General features: G+C 38.5%; 14 protein-coding genes and 4 other RNA genes. 14 read left to right on the forward strand and 4 right to left on the reverse strand.

Going from position 1 to position 14,483, the window contains the following annotated elements:
* Positions 1-40: 40 nt before the first annotated feature.
* Positions 41-404, forward strand: a transfer-messenger RNA (tmRNA) gene (gene ssrA / locus AB1K89_RS05830).
* 284 nt (positions 405-688) lie between these two features.
* Positions 689-823, forward strand: a complete 135-nt coding sequence (locus tag AB1K89_RS05835) for a hypothetical protein (protein WP_413054027.1) — start codon at positions 689-691, stop codon at positions 821-823.
* Between the two features lie 119 nt (positions 824-942).
* Here the strand turns inward: AB1K89_RS05835 and AB1K89_RS05840 are convergent, their stop codons facing one another.
* The gene (locus AB1K89_RS05840; protein WP_413053835.1) at positions 943-1,812 is read right to left on the reverse strand and encodes a polysaccharide deacetylase family protein; all 870 of its coding nucleotides are present in this window, start codon (positions 1,810-1,812) and stop codon (positions 943-945) included.
* Positions 1,813-1,880: 68 nt separating this feature from the next.
* Between AB1K89_RS05840 and ssrA (AB1K89_RS18280) the strand changes: the two genes are divergently transcribed.
* Positions 1,881-2,213, forward strand: a transfer-messenger RNA (tmRNA) gene (gene ssrA, locus AB1K89_RS18280).
* A 156-nt stretch (positions 2,214-2,369) separates the two neighbouring features.
* Here the strand turns inward: ssrA (AB1K89_RS18280) and AB1K89_RS05845 are convergent.
* Positions 2,370-2,798 (reverse strand): HEAT repeat domain-containing protein, encoded by a 429-nt coding sequence (locus AB1K89_RS05845; RefSeq protein ID WP_413053836.1) that lies wholly within the window; start codon positions 2,796-2,798, stop codon positions 2,370-2,372.
* A 189-nt stretch (positions 2,799-2,987) separates the two neighbouring features.
* Here AB1K89_RS05845 and ssrA (AB1K89_RS05850) point away from each other — a divergent pair.
* From ssrA (AB1K89_RS05850) to ssrA (AB1K89_RS05895), 10 genes are all read left to right on the forward strand, one after another.
* Positions 2,988-3,351, forward strand: a transfer-messenger RNA (tmRNA) gene (gene ssrA / locus AB1K89_RS05850).
* Between the two features lie 229 nt (positions 3,352-3,580).
* Entirely contained in the window at positions 3,581-4,453 is an 873-nt protein-coding gene (locus tag AB1K89_RS05855; RefSeq protein WP_413053837.1) for an SIS domain-containing protein, read from the forward strand.
* Positions 4,434-4,940, forward strand: coding sequence for a TRAP transporter small permease (locus AB1K89_RS05860; protein WP_413053838.1), 507 nt, complete (start codon positions 4,434-4,436; stop codon positions 4,938-4,940). Before AB1K89_RS05855 ends, AB1K89_RS05860 begins: the two co-directional genes overlap by 20 nt.
* 1 nt (position 4,941) lies before the next feature.
* Entirely contained in the window at positions 4,942-6,225 is a 1,284-nt protein-coding gene (locus AB1K89_RS05865; protein WP_413053839.1) for a TRAP transporter large permease, read from the forward strand.
* Between the two features lie 60 nt (positions 6,226-6,285).
* Complete coding sequence (locus AB1K89_RS05870) at positions 6,286-7,347, forward strand: DctP family TRAP transporter solute-binding subunit (protein WP_413053840.1); 1,062 nt, start codon at positions 6,286-6,288, stop codon at positions 7,345-7,347.
* Positions 7,348-7,361: 14 nt separating this feature from the next.
* Positions 7,362-8,339, forward strand: a complete 978-nt coding sequence (locus AB1K89_RS05875) for a C-terminal binding protein (RefSeq protein ID WP_413053841.1) — start codon at positions 7,362-7,364, stop codon at positions 8,337-8,339.
* A 1-nt stretch (position 8,340) separates the two neighbouring features.
* Positions 8,341-8,994, forward strand: coding sequence for a bifunctional 4-hydroxy-2-oxoglutarate aldolase/2-dehydro-3-deoxy-phosphogluconate aldolase (locus AB1K89_RS05880; protein ID WP_413053842.1), 654 nt, complete (start codon positions 8,341-8,343; stop codon positions 8,992-8,994).
* Between the two features lie 3 nt (positions 8,995-8,997).
* Positions 8,998-9,654 carry an RraA family protein gene (locus tag AB1K89_RS05885; RefSeq protein ID WP_413053843.1) on the forward strand — a complete coding sequence of 219 codons (657 nt, stop codon included), beginning with the start codon at positions 8,998-9,000 and terminating at the stop codon, positions 9,652-9,654.
* Between the two features lie 13 nt (positions 9,655-9,667).
* A complete protein-coding gene (locus tag AB1K89_RS05890; RefSeq protein WP_413053844.1) occupies positions 9,668-10,579 on the forward strand; it encodes a sugar kinase in 912 nt (303 codons plus the stop codon).
* Positions 10,580-10,734: 155 nt separating this feature from the next.
* Positions 10,735-11,085, forward strand: a transfer-messenger RNA (tmRNA) gene (gene ssrA / locus AB1K89_RS05895).
* A gap of 134 nt (positions 11,086-11,219) precedes the next feature.
* Here ssrA (AB1K89_RS05895) and AB1K89_RS05900 read toward each other — a convergent pair.
* Positions 11,220-12,392: a site-specific integrase gene (locus tag AB1K89_RS05900; RefSeq protein ID WP_413053845.1), complete on the reverse strand. Its 1,173-nt coding sequence runs from the start codon at positions 12,390-12,392 to the stop codon at positions 11,220-11,222.
* Positions 12,393-12,495: 103 nt separating this feature from the next.
* The gene (locus AB1K89_RS05905) at positions 12,496-12,750 is read right to left on the reverse strand and encodes a helix-turn-helix domain-containing protein (protein WP_413053846.1); all 255 of its coding nucleotides are present in this window, start codon (positions 12,748-12,750) and stop codon (positions 12,496-12,498) included.
* Between the two features lie 536 nt (positions 12,751-13,286).
* Here AB1K89_RS05905 and AB1K89_RS05910 point away from each other — a divergent pair.
* Positions 13,287-13,970, forward strand: coding sequence for a hypothetical protein (locus AB1K89_RS05910; protein ID WP_413053847.1), 684 nt, complete (start codon positions 13,287-13,289; stop codon positions 13,968-13,970).
* Positions 13,971-14,483 lie beyond the last annotated feature (513 nt).

A 14,483-nucleotide genomic window follows, 5' to 3' on the forward strand; every position in this document is an offset into this window, starting at 1 on the left:
TTCCTGACATCCCTTTAAAGGTGTAACAACCTTTCATAACGGGGACGTTACGGATTCGACAGGGGTGGTCTGGGCTTGAGCTGCGCGTCGGAGGGATCGTCTCCGTCAGAAACGACAGTTAATAATAACTGGCAAAACAAACAACAACTTAGCATTCGCAGCTTAATAAGCTGATGAATCTGCCTAGCAGTTCCATCGCCCATGTGGCATTGTTAGGCTCACTTATTAGTGGGATACGGTAACGGTCGCCTCCTGAGGCCGTTGCAAGAGACTATCAGGATAGCGCTCAAGACGCCTTGATTGACGGCATAATGCAGTGCGAATCGCAAGTAGTCAATCTACACGCGTAGACGCTGAAGTAGCAGAGCCTTTGGACGCGGGTTCGACTCCCGCCGTCTCCATAGTTAAATGGACTGGTAAAAATAGTCGTAACAATGATTTAAAAGATAGGGGTATTGAACGGGAGCTGGACTCTTGGGCAATATCCCTATTTTTACGTTATAAGATGGATAAAATGATTATCAATAAAAGCTTTGATCGATCATCTAAAAGTACTAAGCACATTAGAATGAAAGTTCCTAATAGGTAAAAGGTATACTTCATTAAATAAGGTGCATTTTATTTATTGAATAGGTTCTCTTTATAGACGAGAAAAGAAATGTAGGTGAACAAAATGGGGAAATATCAATTGGATAACAAAGGTAAATCGGCTGTGACAAAGTATCATGAAAAAAACAAGCCGGCCAAATTTGATAAAAAGCAACTCCTGGAAAAAATACGTGCGGAGTATTTGAAAAAAAAGCAAAAACAAACAGATGAATAATATGAATGAAAACATAGGAAGATTAAAATCTCCCTATGTTTTTTCTTGTTTTAAGTTCTCTTGTTCAAATGTAATCGATATTGGGATTGGGAATTAAAAAGAAATAGAAGAGAGACCTTCTATTTCTTGTATGGAATATTAAATAATTCAGGAACTGTGACAAACTCGTACCCTTGCTCTTGCAGTGCCGGGATAATTTGGTGAAGCGATTCAATTGTATTCGTTCGATCTCCACCCGATTCTGCCCCATCGTGCATGAGAATAATCGCGCCAGGATGAATGTTGTCTAATACATTCGAAGCAATAACTTCCGGCGGGTCTTCTTGCCAATCCAAGGAATCAACCGACCAGGCAATTACGAAGTAGTTCATTTCACCAAGCTTTTCGACTAATTCATTGTATAAGAAGCCATATGGTGGTCTAAATAATTTTGTCCGATAACCAATAATTTCGTTAAGGGCATCTTCCGTTCTGGTTACTTCCCGCTCTAGCGTTTCGAGGTCGGATTCTTCGACCAGGTTAGGATGGCCATACGTATGGTTTCCGATTACATGACCCTCGTTTTGATATCGTTTAACAAGATCCGGATTTGCAACGGCTCTTGAACCTAACACGAAGAATGTTGCTGGTACATTGTACTGTTTTAATACATCTAATACATCATTTGTAAAACGTGGATCAGGACCATCATCAAAAGTTAAAGCAACTCGTTTTTGATCCGTAGGACCTCGTAAGAAAAATATATCTGGATACCGCTGTTGTAAAATTCTTAGGTCAACAGGCTGCTGAAGTTCCCGACCTGAATTTTCAGCTCCTCCGTCAAGATCAGGCAAATCTTCTTCCTGATCATCTTGTATGACTGCTTTCGACCAGTCCTGCGATAGATTTCCCAAAGGTTCGTCATTCGCATAAACAGTCAAGAATTCTATTATAAGCAAACAAAATAAAAACCCCGTCACCAACAACCACTTGAATATTCGACCCTGCATCCATTCATCTCCTTTTTTTATTCCATCATAGAGACTATTTATTATCACCATTGTTATTTTGAACTGAAGTGGGTTATTTATTCTAAAAGAATTAAACGTGGCTCTAATTAGAAACGGCAGTTAATAATAACTGGCAAAACAAACCACTTAGCATTCGCAGCGTCAGCTGATGAATCTGCCTAGCAGTTCCATCGCCCATGTGGCATTGTTAGGCTCACCTATTATTAGTGGGATACGGTAACGGTCGCCTCCTGAGGCCGTTGCAAGAGATTATAAGGATACGCTCAAGACGCCTTGATTGACGGAAACGTGCGCGTGAATCGCAAGTTGTCAATCAACACGCGTAGACGCTGAAGTAGCAGAGCCTCTGGACGCGGGTTCGACTCCCACCGTCTCCATAATTATTATGGAAAACAGTACAGATAAGAAGCACAAATTCTCTTATGAGGATTTGTGCTTCTTTTTTGTGCAGACATTTGAGACTGTTCAAGAATCACTGATAAGAAAAAGCCATCCCCTCCGCATGCGAAGAGAATGACTTTCCTTGAAACAACTGATTACAGTTTAGCCCAACGTTCCTCTAACCAGTTCATAAATTGTTCACCTTTGTCACCTTCATACGCATCAAAGACATCTAAACGCATACGTTTTAGCTTATCCGCAAAGTCTGCCACTGTATGGTCCTTCGGCAAGCTCTTTTTCACCCGTAGGAAAATTTTGTCCGTGTCTTTAATGATATCAAAACGTGCAGGTGATGGCTTCTCTACGTCTTCACCAAACGCCACAAGTGCTTCATAGGCTGCTAATTGCACCTTGTAGACAGTATCATGCTTCATACGATTTTTTAATAAGTCAATGACTTTGTCATGTTGATAAGCCGATAGCATTTCGACTGCGTCTAAACGATCTCGCCAGCTAGACGTATAATTGGCCTGTTTTTTTAAAGTTTCATATTGCTCAGGTAATGCTGTTTCAAACTGTTTCAAGTAATAGCACCTCTTTTTTAAACTAGAGGAAAAATGAATTCTTCTCTGTCTTATTTATTATACGTTGTCTAGGTGAAAATAGCGATGAATCGCTTGTAAGGCGATTCAGAAATAAGCGAGTGCCTGGTACTTAAATTTAAGAATTTCGAATGGTTTCAGAAAGTGGCACCGTGAAATACCTCTCATTTGGGGGACGTTACGGATTCGACAGGGGTGGTCTGGGCTTGAGCTGCGCGTCGGAGGGATCGTCTCCGTCAGAAACGACAGTTAATAATAACTGGCAAAACAAACAACAACTTAGCATTCGCAGCTTAATAAGCTGATGAATCTGCCTAGCAGTTCCATCGCCCATGTGGCATTGTTAGGCTCACTTATTAGTGGGATACGGTAACGGTCGCCTCCTGAGGCCGTTGCAAGAGATTATCAGGATAGCGCTCAAGACGCCTTGATTGACGGCATAATGCAGCGCTAATCGCAAGTAGTCAATCTACAGGCGTAGACGCTGAAGTAGCAGAGCCTTTGGACGTGGGTTCGACTCCCACCGTCTCCATAGTTTTTATGGAAAATAGCAAACATAAGAAGCACAAATCCTCTTTAAGGAGGATTTGTGCTTCTTTTTTCTATTCATTAGAACCTATTGGGGGTTTTAAAAAAAGGATTTGTCAAATGTGGACTTTACAGTTTCCCGTGCTTATTTCTTAAAAAAGATAAAGATGTAGTAATATGAAAACGCACAAAGTCATATTAATCTAGTAGTAAAACTACAAGAGGTGAATTTATCTGTGATATTATCTGAAATCAGGGAACGTTTGGAATCCTTTAGTCCGTCAGAAAAAAAGATAGCTACTTACATAATTGAACAGCCACATGAAATTGTGAAAATGAGTATAGGGAAAGTAGCTTTCTTAATAGATGTGAGTGAACCGACAGTTATTCGGTTTTGTAGACGGCTCGATTTTGATGGTTTTAAAGAATTCAAGTTTTATTTAACAAGAGAGCTGGCCAGTGATAAATATTATGTCCATAAAGGCATCAAGGTTGGGGATGATGCAAATAGTTATATAAGAACAATTGGACAGTACTCATTAAAATCAATTTCCGAGCTAATTAAAAATCTTGATCCGGCATTAATCGAACATGCGGTACAAACTTTAAGTAATGCCTCAAAAATTGAATTCTGGGGTTTTGGTGCCTCTGGTGCGGTTGCATTAGATGCCCATAACAAATTTTTTAGATTAGGAATCCCTTGTAGCGTTTACTCTGATCCACATATGCAATGTATGTCAGGTAGTCTTTTAGGAAATGAAGGAGTAATCATTGCTATTTCTAATACAGGAAAATCAAAGGAATTGATTGAAAATATTGAAATAGCAAGGGGATTTGGTGCAACAGTTATAGGGATTACCTCTAAGAATACCCCGCTTGGAGACGCGTGTTCCTTAGTTATTAATGCTGAATTAGATGAGGATACTAACATTTTCACTCCAATGGTTTCACGACTTACTCACTTAATGATAATAGACATTCTTGTAGTGGGTGTATCTTTGCAAAAGGGAGAACAAGTATCCGAAAGATTAAAGACTATGAAAAAAGTATTATCAGGTAAAAAACAAAGTGTGGAAAGTGGTGATTTAAGTGATACAAAAACTAGATAGCTTGTTTCAAAAGATTAATAGTATGTTAATTGGAATTATGATGGGTTTAATGTTTATTATTGTGTTTGTTAATGTAATTACCCGATATATTTTTAGTTATTCTTTTTCCTGGATGGAGGAGTTATCGAGAATTTTAATGATTGGCATCTGTTTAATTGGAGCGGGGCTTGCTCTTAGGGAACACCGCCACGTTAGTATTGAACTTGTCATAGATTTAATAAAAAATGAAAAACTGAATAAGCTTTTACGTACGATAAATGCTTTAATCATAATTGGATTTATGGGTCTTCTCGCTTATCTGGGGTTCATGTATTCACTTGGAACTATGGGACAAAAGAGTCTGGTATTAAGATGGAATATGGGGATTGTCTATCTCTTAATACCTGTCGGTGCAGTTGTGTTTATTATGCATTTGTTACTAATGTTTAAGGATATTATAAAGCCCAGTTCCATTGAAGACTTTCCAGAACAAGAAAAGAGGGATTAATTTGGTAGGGGTCCTACTTATTACATTTATCATTGGATTAATAATTGGTCTGCCCGTTGCCATTGTAATGGGACTCGCTACGTTGGCAGCAATAATTAGTGACGGTAATATTCCTTGGGAAGTTCTCCCTCAACGGGTTTTTAGCGGAATCGATTCTTTTCCTCTACTCACTATTCCGTTTTTTATATTAGCAGCTGATTTAATGAGCGGGGGAAAATTAACAGATCTATTAATAAAGTTGTCAAATGATTTAATCGGTAATATTAAAGGTGGACTAGGACATGTAAATGTATTAATTAGTGTATTCTTTGCAGGTATTAGTGGTTCAGCACTTGCCGATGCAGCTGGTCCTAGTGCTGTTGTCATGAGAATGATGCGTCAAGCGGGTTACGATAAATACTACTCGGGTGCATTAAGTGCTGCAACTTCTGTTATCGGAATGATTATTCCTCCAAGTATTCTTATGATCATTTATGCCTTGACTTCAGGCAATACATCTGTGATGGGATTGTTTCTGGCTGGAATTATTCCAGGTCTCTTAATTGCACTGTTATTAATGATTTATAATCATTACATTTCTATAAAGAATGATTATCAAGTTGAAACAAAAAAAAGGAATTTAAAAGAGTTATTGAAGAGCCTATTAGAAGCCACACCAGCACTGTTGATGCCAATCATCTTATTAGGGGGAATTTTAAGTGGTATTTTCACTCCTACGGAGGCAGCTGCGGTAGCGGTGGGCTATGCCATACTAGTTGGTTTGTTTGTAACAAAGGCTTTGAGAATAAAAGATATACCTAAAATATTTATTCAAAGTTCCATAGTAACCTCTTCGATTCTTTTAATTATTGCCATGGGGGCCGCATTTTCCTGGATACTTACTTATACTCAAGTACCTCAAATGATCGCCGAGTGGCTTTTAGAGTTAACAGATAATCCTATTTTAATATTATTCTTGGTCGCACTATTTGCATTAGTCACTGGAATGTTTGTTGATACCATTCCAGCCCTAATCATTTTAGTACCTATCTTGAGTCCGGTTGCCAGCCAACTTGGAAACGATCCAATACAGGTTGCGATGGTCATCATTTTAAGTGTGGGGCTCGGAATGTTAACGCCCCCTGTGGCTCCGCTATTGTTTGTAATTAGTTCTATTGGGCGTCTTAAACTTGAAAAGTTAAGTCTGGCAATCCTTCCACTATTTTTGGTGGAGCTCATTGTAGTAGTGCTAATTATTTTAGTACCTGAAATTAGTACATTTATACCTAACTTTTTTAAATATTAAGGAGGTGAATAAACCGTAAGTTTAAGCTGGTCTAAATAAAATGAAATTGGGGGAATGGTTATGAAAGTAAACAAGAAAAAGTGGCTAATAGGAGTTGCGGCAACAATTTTATCTTTTTCTTTGGTAGGTTGCACACAGAAGGAAAAAACTGATGCAGACTCGTCTGTTAAGAAAAATGCTACTGTATTAAAATTAGCTCATTTCCAACCTGGTAATGCAGATCAGCCGAAGCATGCTGCGGCCCTGGCGTTTGAGTCCTATGTTGAAAAGCATACAAATGGAGCAATTGATGTACAAATATACCCTGCCAGTCAGCTGGGTGATGAAAAAACAATTTTAGAAAACCTCAAGATGAATACAGTCCAAATGACAATCATTCATGATGGTCCAATCAGTTCTGTATTTGCTCCAATGGGCGTATACAATCTACCTTATTTATTTAACAACCAAGGTGAGGCATGGACAGTTTATGATAGTGAATTTACAAAGGATCTTGGGGAAGAAATGAGACAAGCTACTGGTATCCGACTGTTGGGGATGGCAGATAATGGTGTGCGGCATTTTACCAATAACAAAAAGGAAATTAAATCTATAGAGGATATGAGAGGGTTGAAAATGAGGGTTCAACCTGGGCCGTTATTTGAAAATATGATGAAAGCAACTGGAGCAAGCCCATCCGTAATTTCATGGCCGGAACTTCCGTCTGCACTCCAACAAGGGGTAGTGGATGGACAAGAAAATGGAGTGACTAATATTTTGGCAGCCAGCTTATATGAAAGTCAAAAATATGTGACCTTGGATTCTCATATTTTCAGCTATCATGCTTATCTAGTAAGTGATAAATTCCATGATTCATTGACGAAAGAGCAACAAAAAGTCATTCAAGAAGGTGTAGATTTAGTGAAATGGATTCACCGTGGTATGACTTCCAGTCAGGATATGAATGCAGGGGCAATTTTAGCAGGGAAAGGTATGACGGTTACAACGATTAGCGAAAATGAAATAGAAAAATTCAGGCAGGTAACCCAACCAGCCGTTGCAGAATGGCTACGTAAGGAAGCTGATAATAAATGGGTAGACGGTATTTTAAATGAAATTGAATCGTTACAATCAGGAAACTAGAAGGTGATAAAAGAGTGAGCCAAACAAAAATGATCATTCAACTTGATACTAAATATCCTGATTTCGAACAAGAAAAACAGATATTTAAAGGCCTAGATTATAGACTCATAGTACTAAATGGAACAAATTCAATAGAGAGTATTCTCCACCATTTGAAGACAGCTTCGGCAGTAATGGTAAGGGAATATCCAATTACAAAGTCTATGATCAATGAAATGGAGCAATGTCAAGTTATTGTTAGATACGGTGTAGGAGTAGACAACATAGATCTTGAAGCTGCCAGGCAAAAAGATATCTATGTAGTGAATGTACCAGACTATGGAACAGAGGAAGTTTCAAATCATGCGCTAGCGCTACTCTTAACCGTATCGCGGAGAATTATATCACGAGATAATAATGTGAGGCAAGGAAACTGGGATACAGGGTTTAGTGAGAAAATCTATTCATTTCAAAACAAAACATTAGGTGTTCTCGGATATGGCAGAATTGGACGCCGTTTTATCGAAAAGGCACGTGCTTTTGGATTTTCGAAAGTATTGGTATATGACCCGTATATCAAGGATAAGCCCCATGATATAGAGCTTTGCGATTTACATGAATTATGTCGGCAATCAGATATTATTTCATTGCATATGCCATTAACTAAAGAGAGTTTCCATATATTGAATAAAGAAACACTTGCCCTGCTGAAGGAGAACTGTATTTTGATTAATACCTCACGTGGCGGATTGATTGATGAAGATATATTATATGATCTTCTTAATAAAAAAGAAATATTCGGTGCGGGACTTGATGTGTTTGAAAAGGAACCTCCGGACGTAAATACTTCCCTATTTAGATTATCTAATGTTGTAGTGACCAACCACATGGGATGGTATTCAGAAGAGTCCTTACAGGAATTGCAGAAAAAAGCTGCAGAGGAAGTCAGAAGAGTATTTTCCGGTAGTGCCCCTATTCATTGCGTAAATGTATTAATGGAGGTGAAACGATAGAGTGTCTCGAGTCCAACAGAGGTTAAACAAACTCAAAGAAGAGCATATCATCCCAGTAATTAGGGCGGATAGATTTGAAGACGCACATCTAGCAATACTAGAGTTAAAAGAGATTGGATTTAAAACGGTAGAAATAACACTTACCACACCAGATGCTCTGCGTTTAATCCAGTTCTGGTCGGATGACAGGGGACTCTTAATTGGAGCTGGAACAGTGACAACAATCGATGAAGCCAAAAAATGTATAGAAGCTGGCGCAGAATATATAGTGTCACCCTGTTATGTAAATGGATTAGCTGAATTATGTGTAAGCGAAGAAATAATTTGTATAATGAGCGGACTCACCCCATCAGAGGTTCTCGAATCTTGGAAGAGTGGAAGTAGTGTTGTAAAGGTTTTCCCGGCATCGTCAATGGGAGGTGCTTCGTATATTCAATCGTTAAAGGCAGTTTTTCCACATATATTATTGCTGCCAACCGGAGGAGTTAATTCGGATAATATTACGAGTTATTTCGCAGCAGGTGCAGACATTATTGGGGTTGGTTCAGATTTGGTAGATTTGAATTTAATAAGTTCTAATAATATTTCAGGATTTAGACAAAAGGCGACATTGTTTAAACAAAAAGTTGAAAATTATTTTCGGGAGGGTTATTAAAACATGATCTATACGAAGGAAATTATCGCCCAATTCAAAAGGATCTCTACAGCATCAATTTCTGATGCGATTGACCAAGTTGTTGGCAAACAAGGGTTTATGGATTTTGAAATAAAGCCACGTATTAATGATTGTAGAATCGTTGGACCCGCTGTTACTGTTTCGGAAGTTGCTACAGATGAAAAGTTGCCACCAGAACATGCACTAGACGCGATTGATTCATCACCTGCTGGAAGTGTCATCGTTATTGGTCTTGAAGGTAGTTCTAAAAATGTTGCTTGCTGGGGCGGATTAATGACTGCGGGCTCAGTCGCAAGAGACTTGGAGGGGGCGGTTCTCGATGCCGCTGTTAGGGATGTGACTGAAATTAAACGTGATTTTAACTTTCCAGTTTTTTCGAGAAGTGTTGCTCCTGTAACAACTGTTGGTAGGTATAAAACAGAAGCATTAAATGTCCCGGTAGAATGTGGAGGAATTACTGTTCATCCGGGTGATTTAATTGTTGGTGACCAAGATGGCATAGTTGTAGTTCCTTCGAAGTCAGTATTGGATGTCCTTAAAGTTGCTTTGGAAATTGAAGAACGTGAAGTAGAACAGACTATGCTTATATTAAGTGAAAAGTCATTACGAAAAGGTATTGAAAAATATAATCGAATTTAAAAGGGGCTTAAATTTGGATATTTTAGCAATTGGTGAGCCACTAATTGAGTTTAGTGAATCAGCCGATGGAAAATATACCTCAGGTTTTGGCGGGGACACCTCCAATTTCATCATTGCGGCCAGCAGACTAGGTGCCTCTGTTGGCTATCAATCAGCAGTAGGAAATGATACGTTTGGCTCAAAATTTATTATGCTTTGGAATAAAGAAAAGGTAAACACAAAATTAGTAAAAATTGACCCGGAACATCACACCGGTTTATATTTTATTAGCTACGGTGATAATGGTCATGAATTTACGTATCACCGAAAAGGATCTGCTGCAAGCTACTTATCTGAAAATGATATAAAAGAAGAATCCTTTATGGGATTATCATATCTGCATATTTCCGGAATAACACAGGCTATAAGTACTGAATCATGTGATGCTGTGTTCAAAGCAATTCAATTAGCTAAGAAGCATTGCGTTACAGTAACTTATGATCCGAATTTAAGATTAAAACTATGGTCATTGGAACGTGCGAAGGCAATTATTCATAGTACTCTTTCAAACGTGGATATCTTTTTGCCGAGCTTAGATGATGTAACACATCTGACAGGCTTGACCGATCCTAACCAAATAATAGATTTTTATTTAGATTACAAAATAAAAATGGTGGTTCTAAAAATGGGTAAGGAGGGCTCCATTGTGGCTACTAGTGATATGCGCAAGCATATTCCGGCCTTCAGGGTGAAATCCATTGATGCCACAGGTGCTGGAGACACTTTTGATGGAGCATTTATTACTAGGCTTTTAAAGGGTGATACACCTGATAAAGCGGCGTTATACGCTAACGCTGCTGCTGCATTATCAACACAAGGAATTGGTGCTGTGAATCCAATTCCTATACAATCCGAAGTCGAACAGTTTCTGAATATAAATGCTTAAACCACCGATGGCAACAGGGTACGGTTCTTAGGGGACAATCGGAAATTTTGCGTGAGAAAATGGCTCGACAAGCCGATAGGAGCTAGTCGGGCCTTAGTGTATTTATTTCCCATCATAACATGAAGTTCTGCCGCTGTTTCCATTTCTCCGATTGTGGTGAAGCGTGAATATTCTTTTGAATAGTGTGTCCATTTTGGTTAACAGTTACAAGGGATCGTCTCCGTCAGAAACGACAGTTAATAATAACTGGCAAAACAAACAACAACTTAGCATTCGCAACTTAATAAGCCGATGAAACTGCCTAGCAGTCATTGTTAGGCTCACTTATTAGTGGGATACGGTAACGGTCGCCTCCTGAGGCCGTTGCAAGAGATTATCAGGATAGCGCTCAAGACGCCTTGATTGACGGCATAATGCAGTGCGAATCGCAAGTAGTCAATCTACACGCGTAGACGCTGAAGTATTGGAGCCTTTGGACGCGGGTTCGACTCCCGCCGTCTCCATAGTTTAATTTCATGGAGTTTCAAACAGTGTCAAAACCCTTGATTATCAAGGGTTTTTTCTTTTGAACTGTTTCATCTAATTTCATTTAGTATCAATGGAACGTAGTCAAAAACGTAGTCAAAGCGTAGTCATCCATTTACATTTCAATGTAGTTAGCAAACTTCAGTATTGCTTCTTCTTTCGCTTTCTTTGTAACGTGTGTGTAGATGTTCATCGTTGTCTGTACATCACTATGTCCTAGACGATCTTGTACTTCCTTTAAAGTGGCCCCTGCCTCAAACAACAAAGAACAATGGGTATGACGTAAACCGTGTGTCGTAATTGTCCCGATGTTGTATTTTTTCTGCACGTGTACAATCCATTTACGAGTTTTAGTAGGCTGAAGAAACTCATTACGTTCGTTGCTAAATACAAGTTGCTTTGGTTGTAGCGTATTGAAGCCAAGCTTTAAATAATCCTGCTTCTGCTTTTTCTTCCACTCTTTTAGCACAGCCATTGTTTTGTCGTCCATTTTGATTGTGCGGGAAACGCCAGTTTTAGTGGATTTTACATATAGCTGATTATCTTTGCCACGTGAAAGTGCCTTGTTGATACGCATTTCATTTGTAGTGAAATTAAGATCATTCCATGTAAGCGCCAATGCTTCACCTTTACGCATACCGCTGAAGGCTAGTAAACGGAATAGGGCATATGCTTTGTAATTACTTTCTTGCTCTAAGCATGATAGGAACTCAATAAGCTGCTCACGAGTATAGAAGTTCTCTGCTTCCTCTTCGTCCGCCACAATAGACTTCTTAGAAACGTTGGCGGGCGTATCTACATGTGCAAACGGATTTGTTTGTATATAGCCACGCTTAATCGCAAAGTCTAATACCTTTGCAGCATACGCTTTTACCATACGAAACTTCTTAAGCTTGTCCGCCCACTCATCTACATGCTTTTGACATACATCAACATGTATCTTTTCAATCTTGTAGTCACCCATTACTGGTAATATATGATTTTTGAAGATACCCGTTGTTTTTACAAACGTACTCTCCTCAACGGTCTTTTCATATTGCCTAACCCAAAGGTCAGAGACTTCCTGATAAGTTTCAGCACGTTCTTGTTGGTACGTACCGTTAGCAACATGTAATTTTAAACGAGCCAACGCTAATTCCGCTTCTTTACGTGTTTTAAAGCCCCGCTTCATTGTGCGTTTTTGCTTTCCAGTTAGCGGATCAACACCTAAATAAGCCGGGAACTCATATCGTAAATCACCGTTTTTCAGCTTATAACTCTTTATGGGTGAGACTTTTTTCTTTGCCATGATAATTCCTCCTGAATCAGTTGCGGGGGCAAATGATTAAAGAGAGGATTTACCTCTAGTGATATTATAACCGATTCTAGTGGCAAATCCTCATCAAATTACATCAGAAACTATGATCTTGTAAAAAACGATCAATCTCTTTGCGTGATACCCGCTTGATACCCTCAATTTCACACACTTGCAATCCCATCTCTCGGAACTTTACAAACGTGTTATAGGAGACACCAGCGTACTTGGCACCCTCTTTCAAGGACAACCATCCACTCTCCGTCATTTGAAACTGAACACCTGATAATGCCTTCTGAACAGCTTTCATTACTACATCTTCTATATCTATCATCATTGCTTGGTCATTCATTTATAGTAGCTCCTTCACATTTAGAGTCCCCGCCACATTATGTGCTTTCGGTGCTTTATACGAGCATGGAATGAAAGAGTTAAAGAGAAGCTCTAAAAAATTGTGCTAAAAACATGGCGGGTCTGCTAATAAACAAAAAGTTAGCTGTTGCTTATTCGTTTTATGAGGGAGCAATACAGGGCTAGATGACAATATATACATAGTTGATAATAGCTCATATTCTATTCGTTGAAAGTTTCGGATCATTGACTAGCCATAAATAGCTGTCTGTCTGCACAGTATCAACGGGCATATGTCAAGTCTCTAATTCTTGGGTGAACGATTAAAAAAATACCATTCATTTGAGATTTTATAAGTAACCCCCCCGGTGCCTAGCATTTCAGGTGTTGAATCGTCTTTTTGTGGGGGCTACATGTTACCTACGGGAAGAATTTCAGGAAAAGTGTTGCAGATTTTATTTAACTATAGACACCCGTGTTACGTATATAGAAAATGTCTAGCATTATGACACATCAAATCGATAAAAGGGGATAATTATGAAGAGATTCTTAGACGATTTAATCAATAGACCATTTAAGCCTATAGAACAGTTAGGATACCGAGAACAGGGCGAGGAGATTTTCTTTCCAAATGAACACAGTGGAACATTTACTATGGTTCCTGAGGTTTTGAGAAGATGCCATTTCCTATCTCCTACAGAGAAGGAAGTGCTTTATGAATTAATTTCATGGGCTAGCACTACTAAAATCCATTCAGATGGCTATTGTAAAGTAACTGAGTCGCATATAAGTGTTAATACGACGCTTGGATTAAGTACAGTAAAAAAAGCAATAAGCTCTTTGGAGAAAAAAGGGTGTATTAGGAAGGCAGTTGATTTTGATAGACGAAACATCTATGTAATAAATGACGCTTCAGAAAACCCCTATGTAATTTTAAGTGAATGGATTCATCATTATCGTGCAAGAAAGCTTAATAATTGGTCGGTAGCATTAATCGATAATCCGGGTGCTGATTATTTACGTGGAAAAAAAGTTTTCATTAATGCCACTATGCTGTTCATAAAAGAAGAGAAATATCACGCAAAGTCAATCATTGCTATTACTGAATTGATAAATGAACTGTTTTATGAACAATCGAAATGCAAGTACGCTGTCGAAATTTCTGAAGTTTACAACATGGTAACGGTTGAAATCGATAAGATCTATGAATCGCTGACGTGAGACTCTATCCGGAAACAAAGGGATATAATATAGCCTTGATGATCTAGTAAATAGACTATCAGGGCTTTTTTTTGATTAAAGAGTCTAATTTATAGACTAGTAACAGCTATAAATTGGCTACTATTAAATACAATTATATACAAAGAATATTATCTACCTGTTAACCTATTTTGCTACGCAAAATAGAGGGTGGAGGAAAGGAGATAATCAAATAATCCGCTATCAAAAATCAAAGATTGGATAGATAAATAAAAATACTTAGCTTCGCTTTCTCTTTTACCGAAATAATGTGGTGCGTGATGCAGATTCAGGCTAGTAATGCAACAGACTGCAACAAACACCCCCCCTGGTGCGAAAGGAGCTCGTTATGGTTGTGCTCCTTTTTTATTAATTCTTATATAGGTTTTTCTAGTTTGATTGAAGATTAAATAATTTCGCGTTACAATAGACCTAAACATAATTCTCTTAGATGACCAAGACTACCGTGTTTTACTGATTATATCTTTTGAAAGA

The organism is Sporosarcina pasadenensis (genome assembly GCF_047228845.1).
GTDB lineage: Bacteria > Bacillota > Bacilli > Bacillales_A > Planococcaceae > Sporosarcina.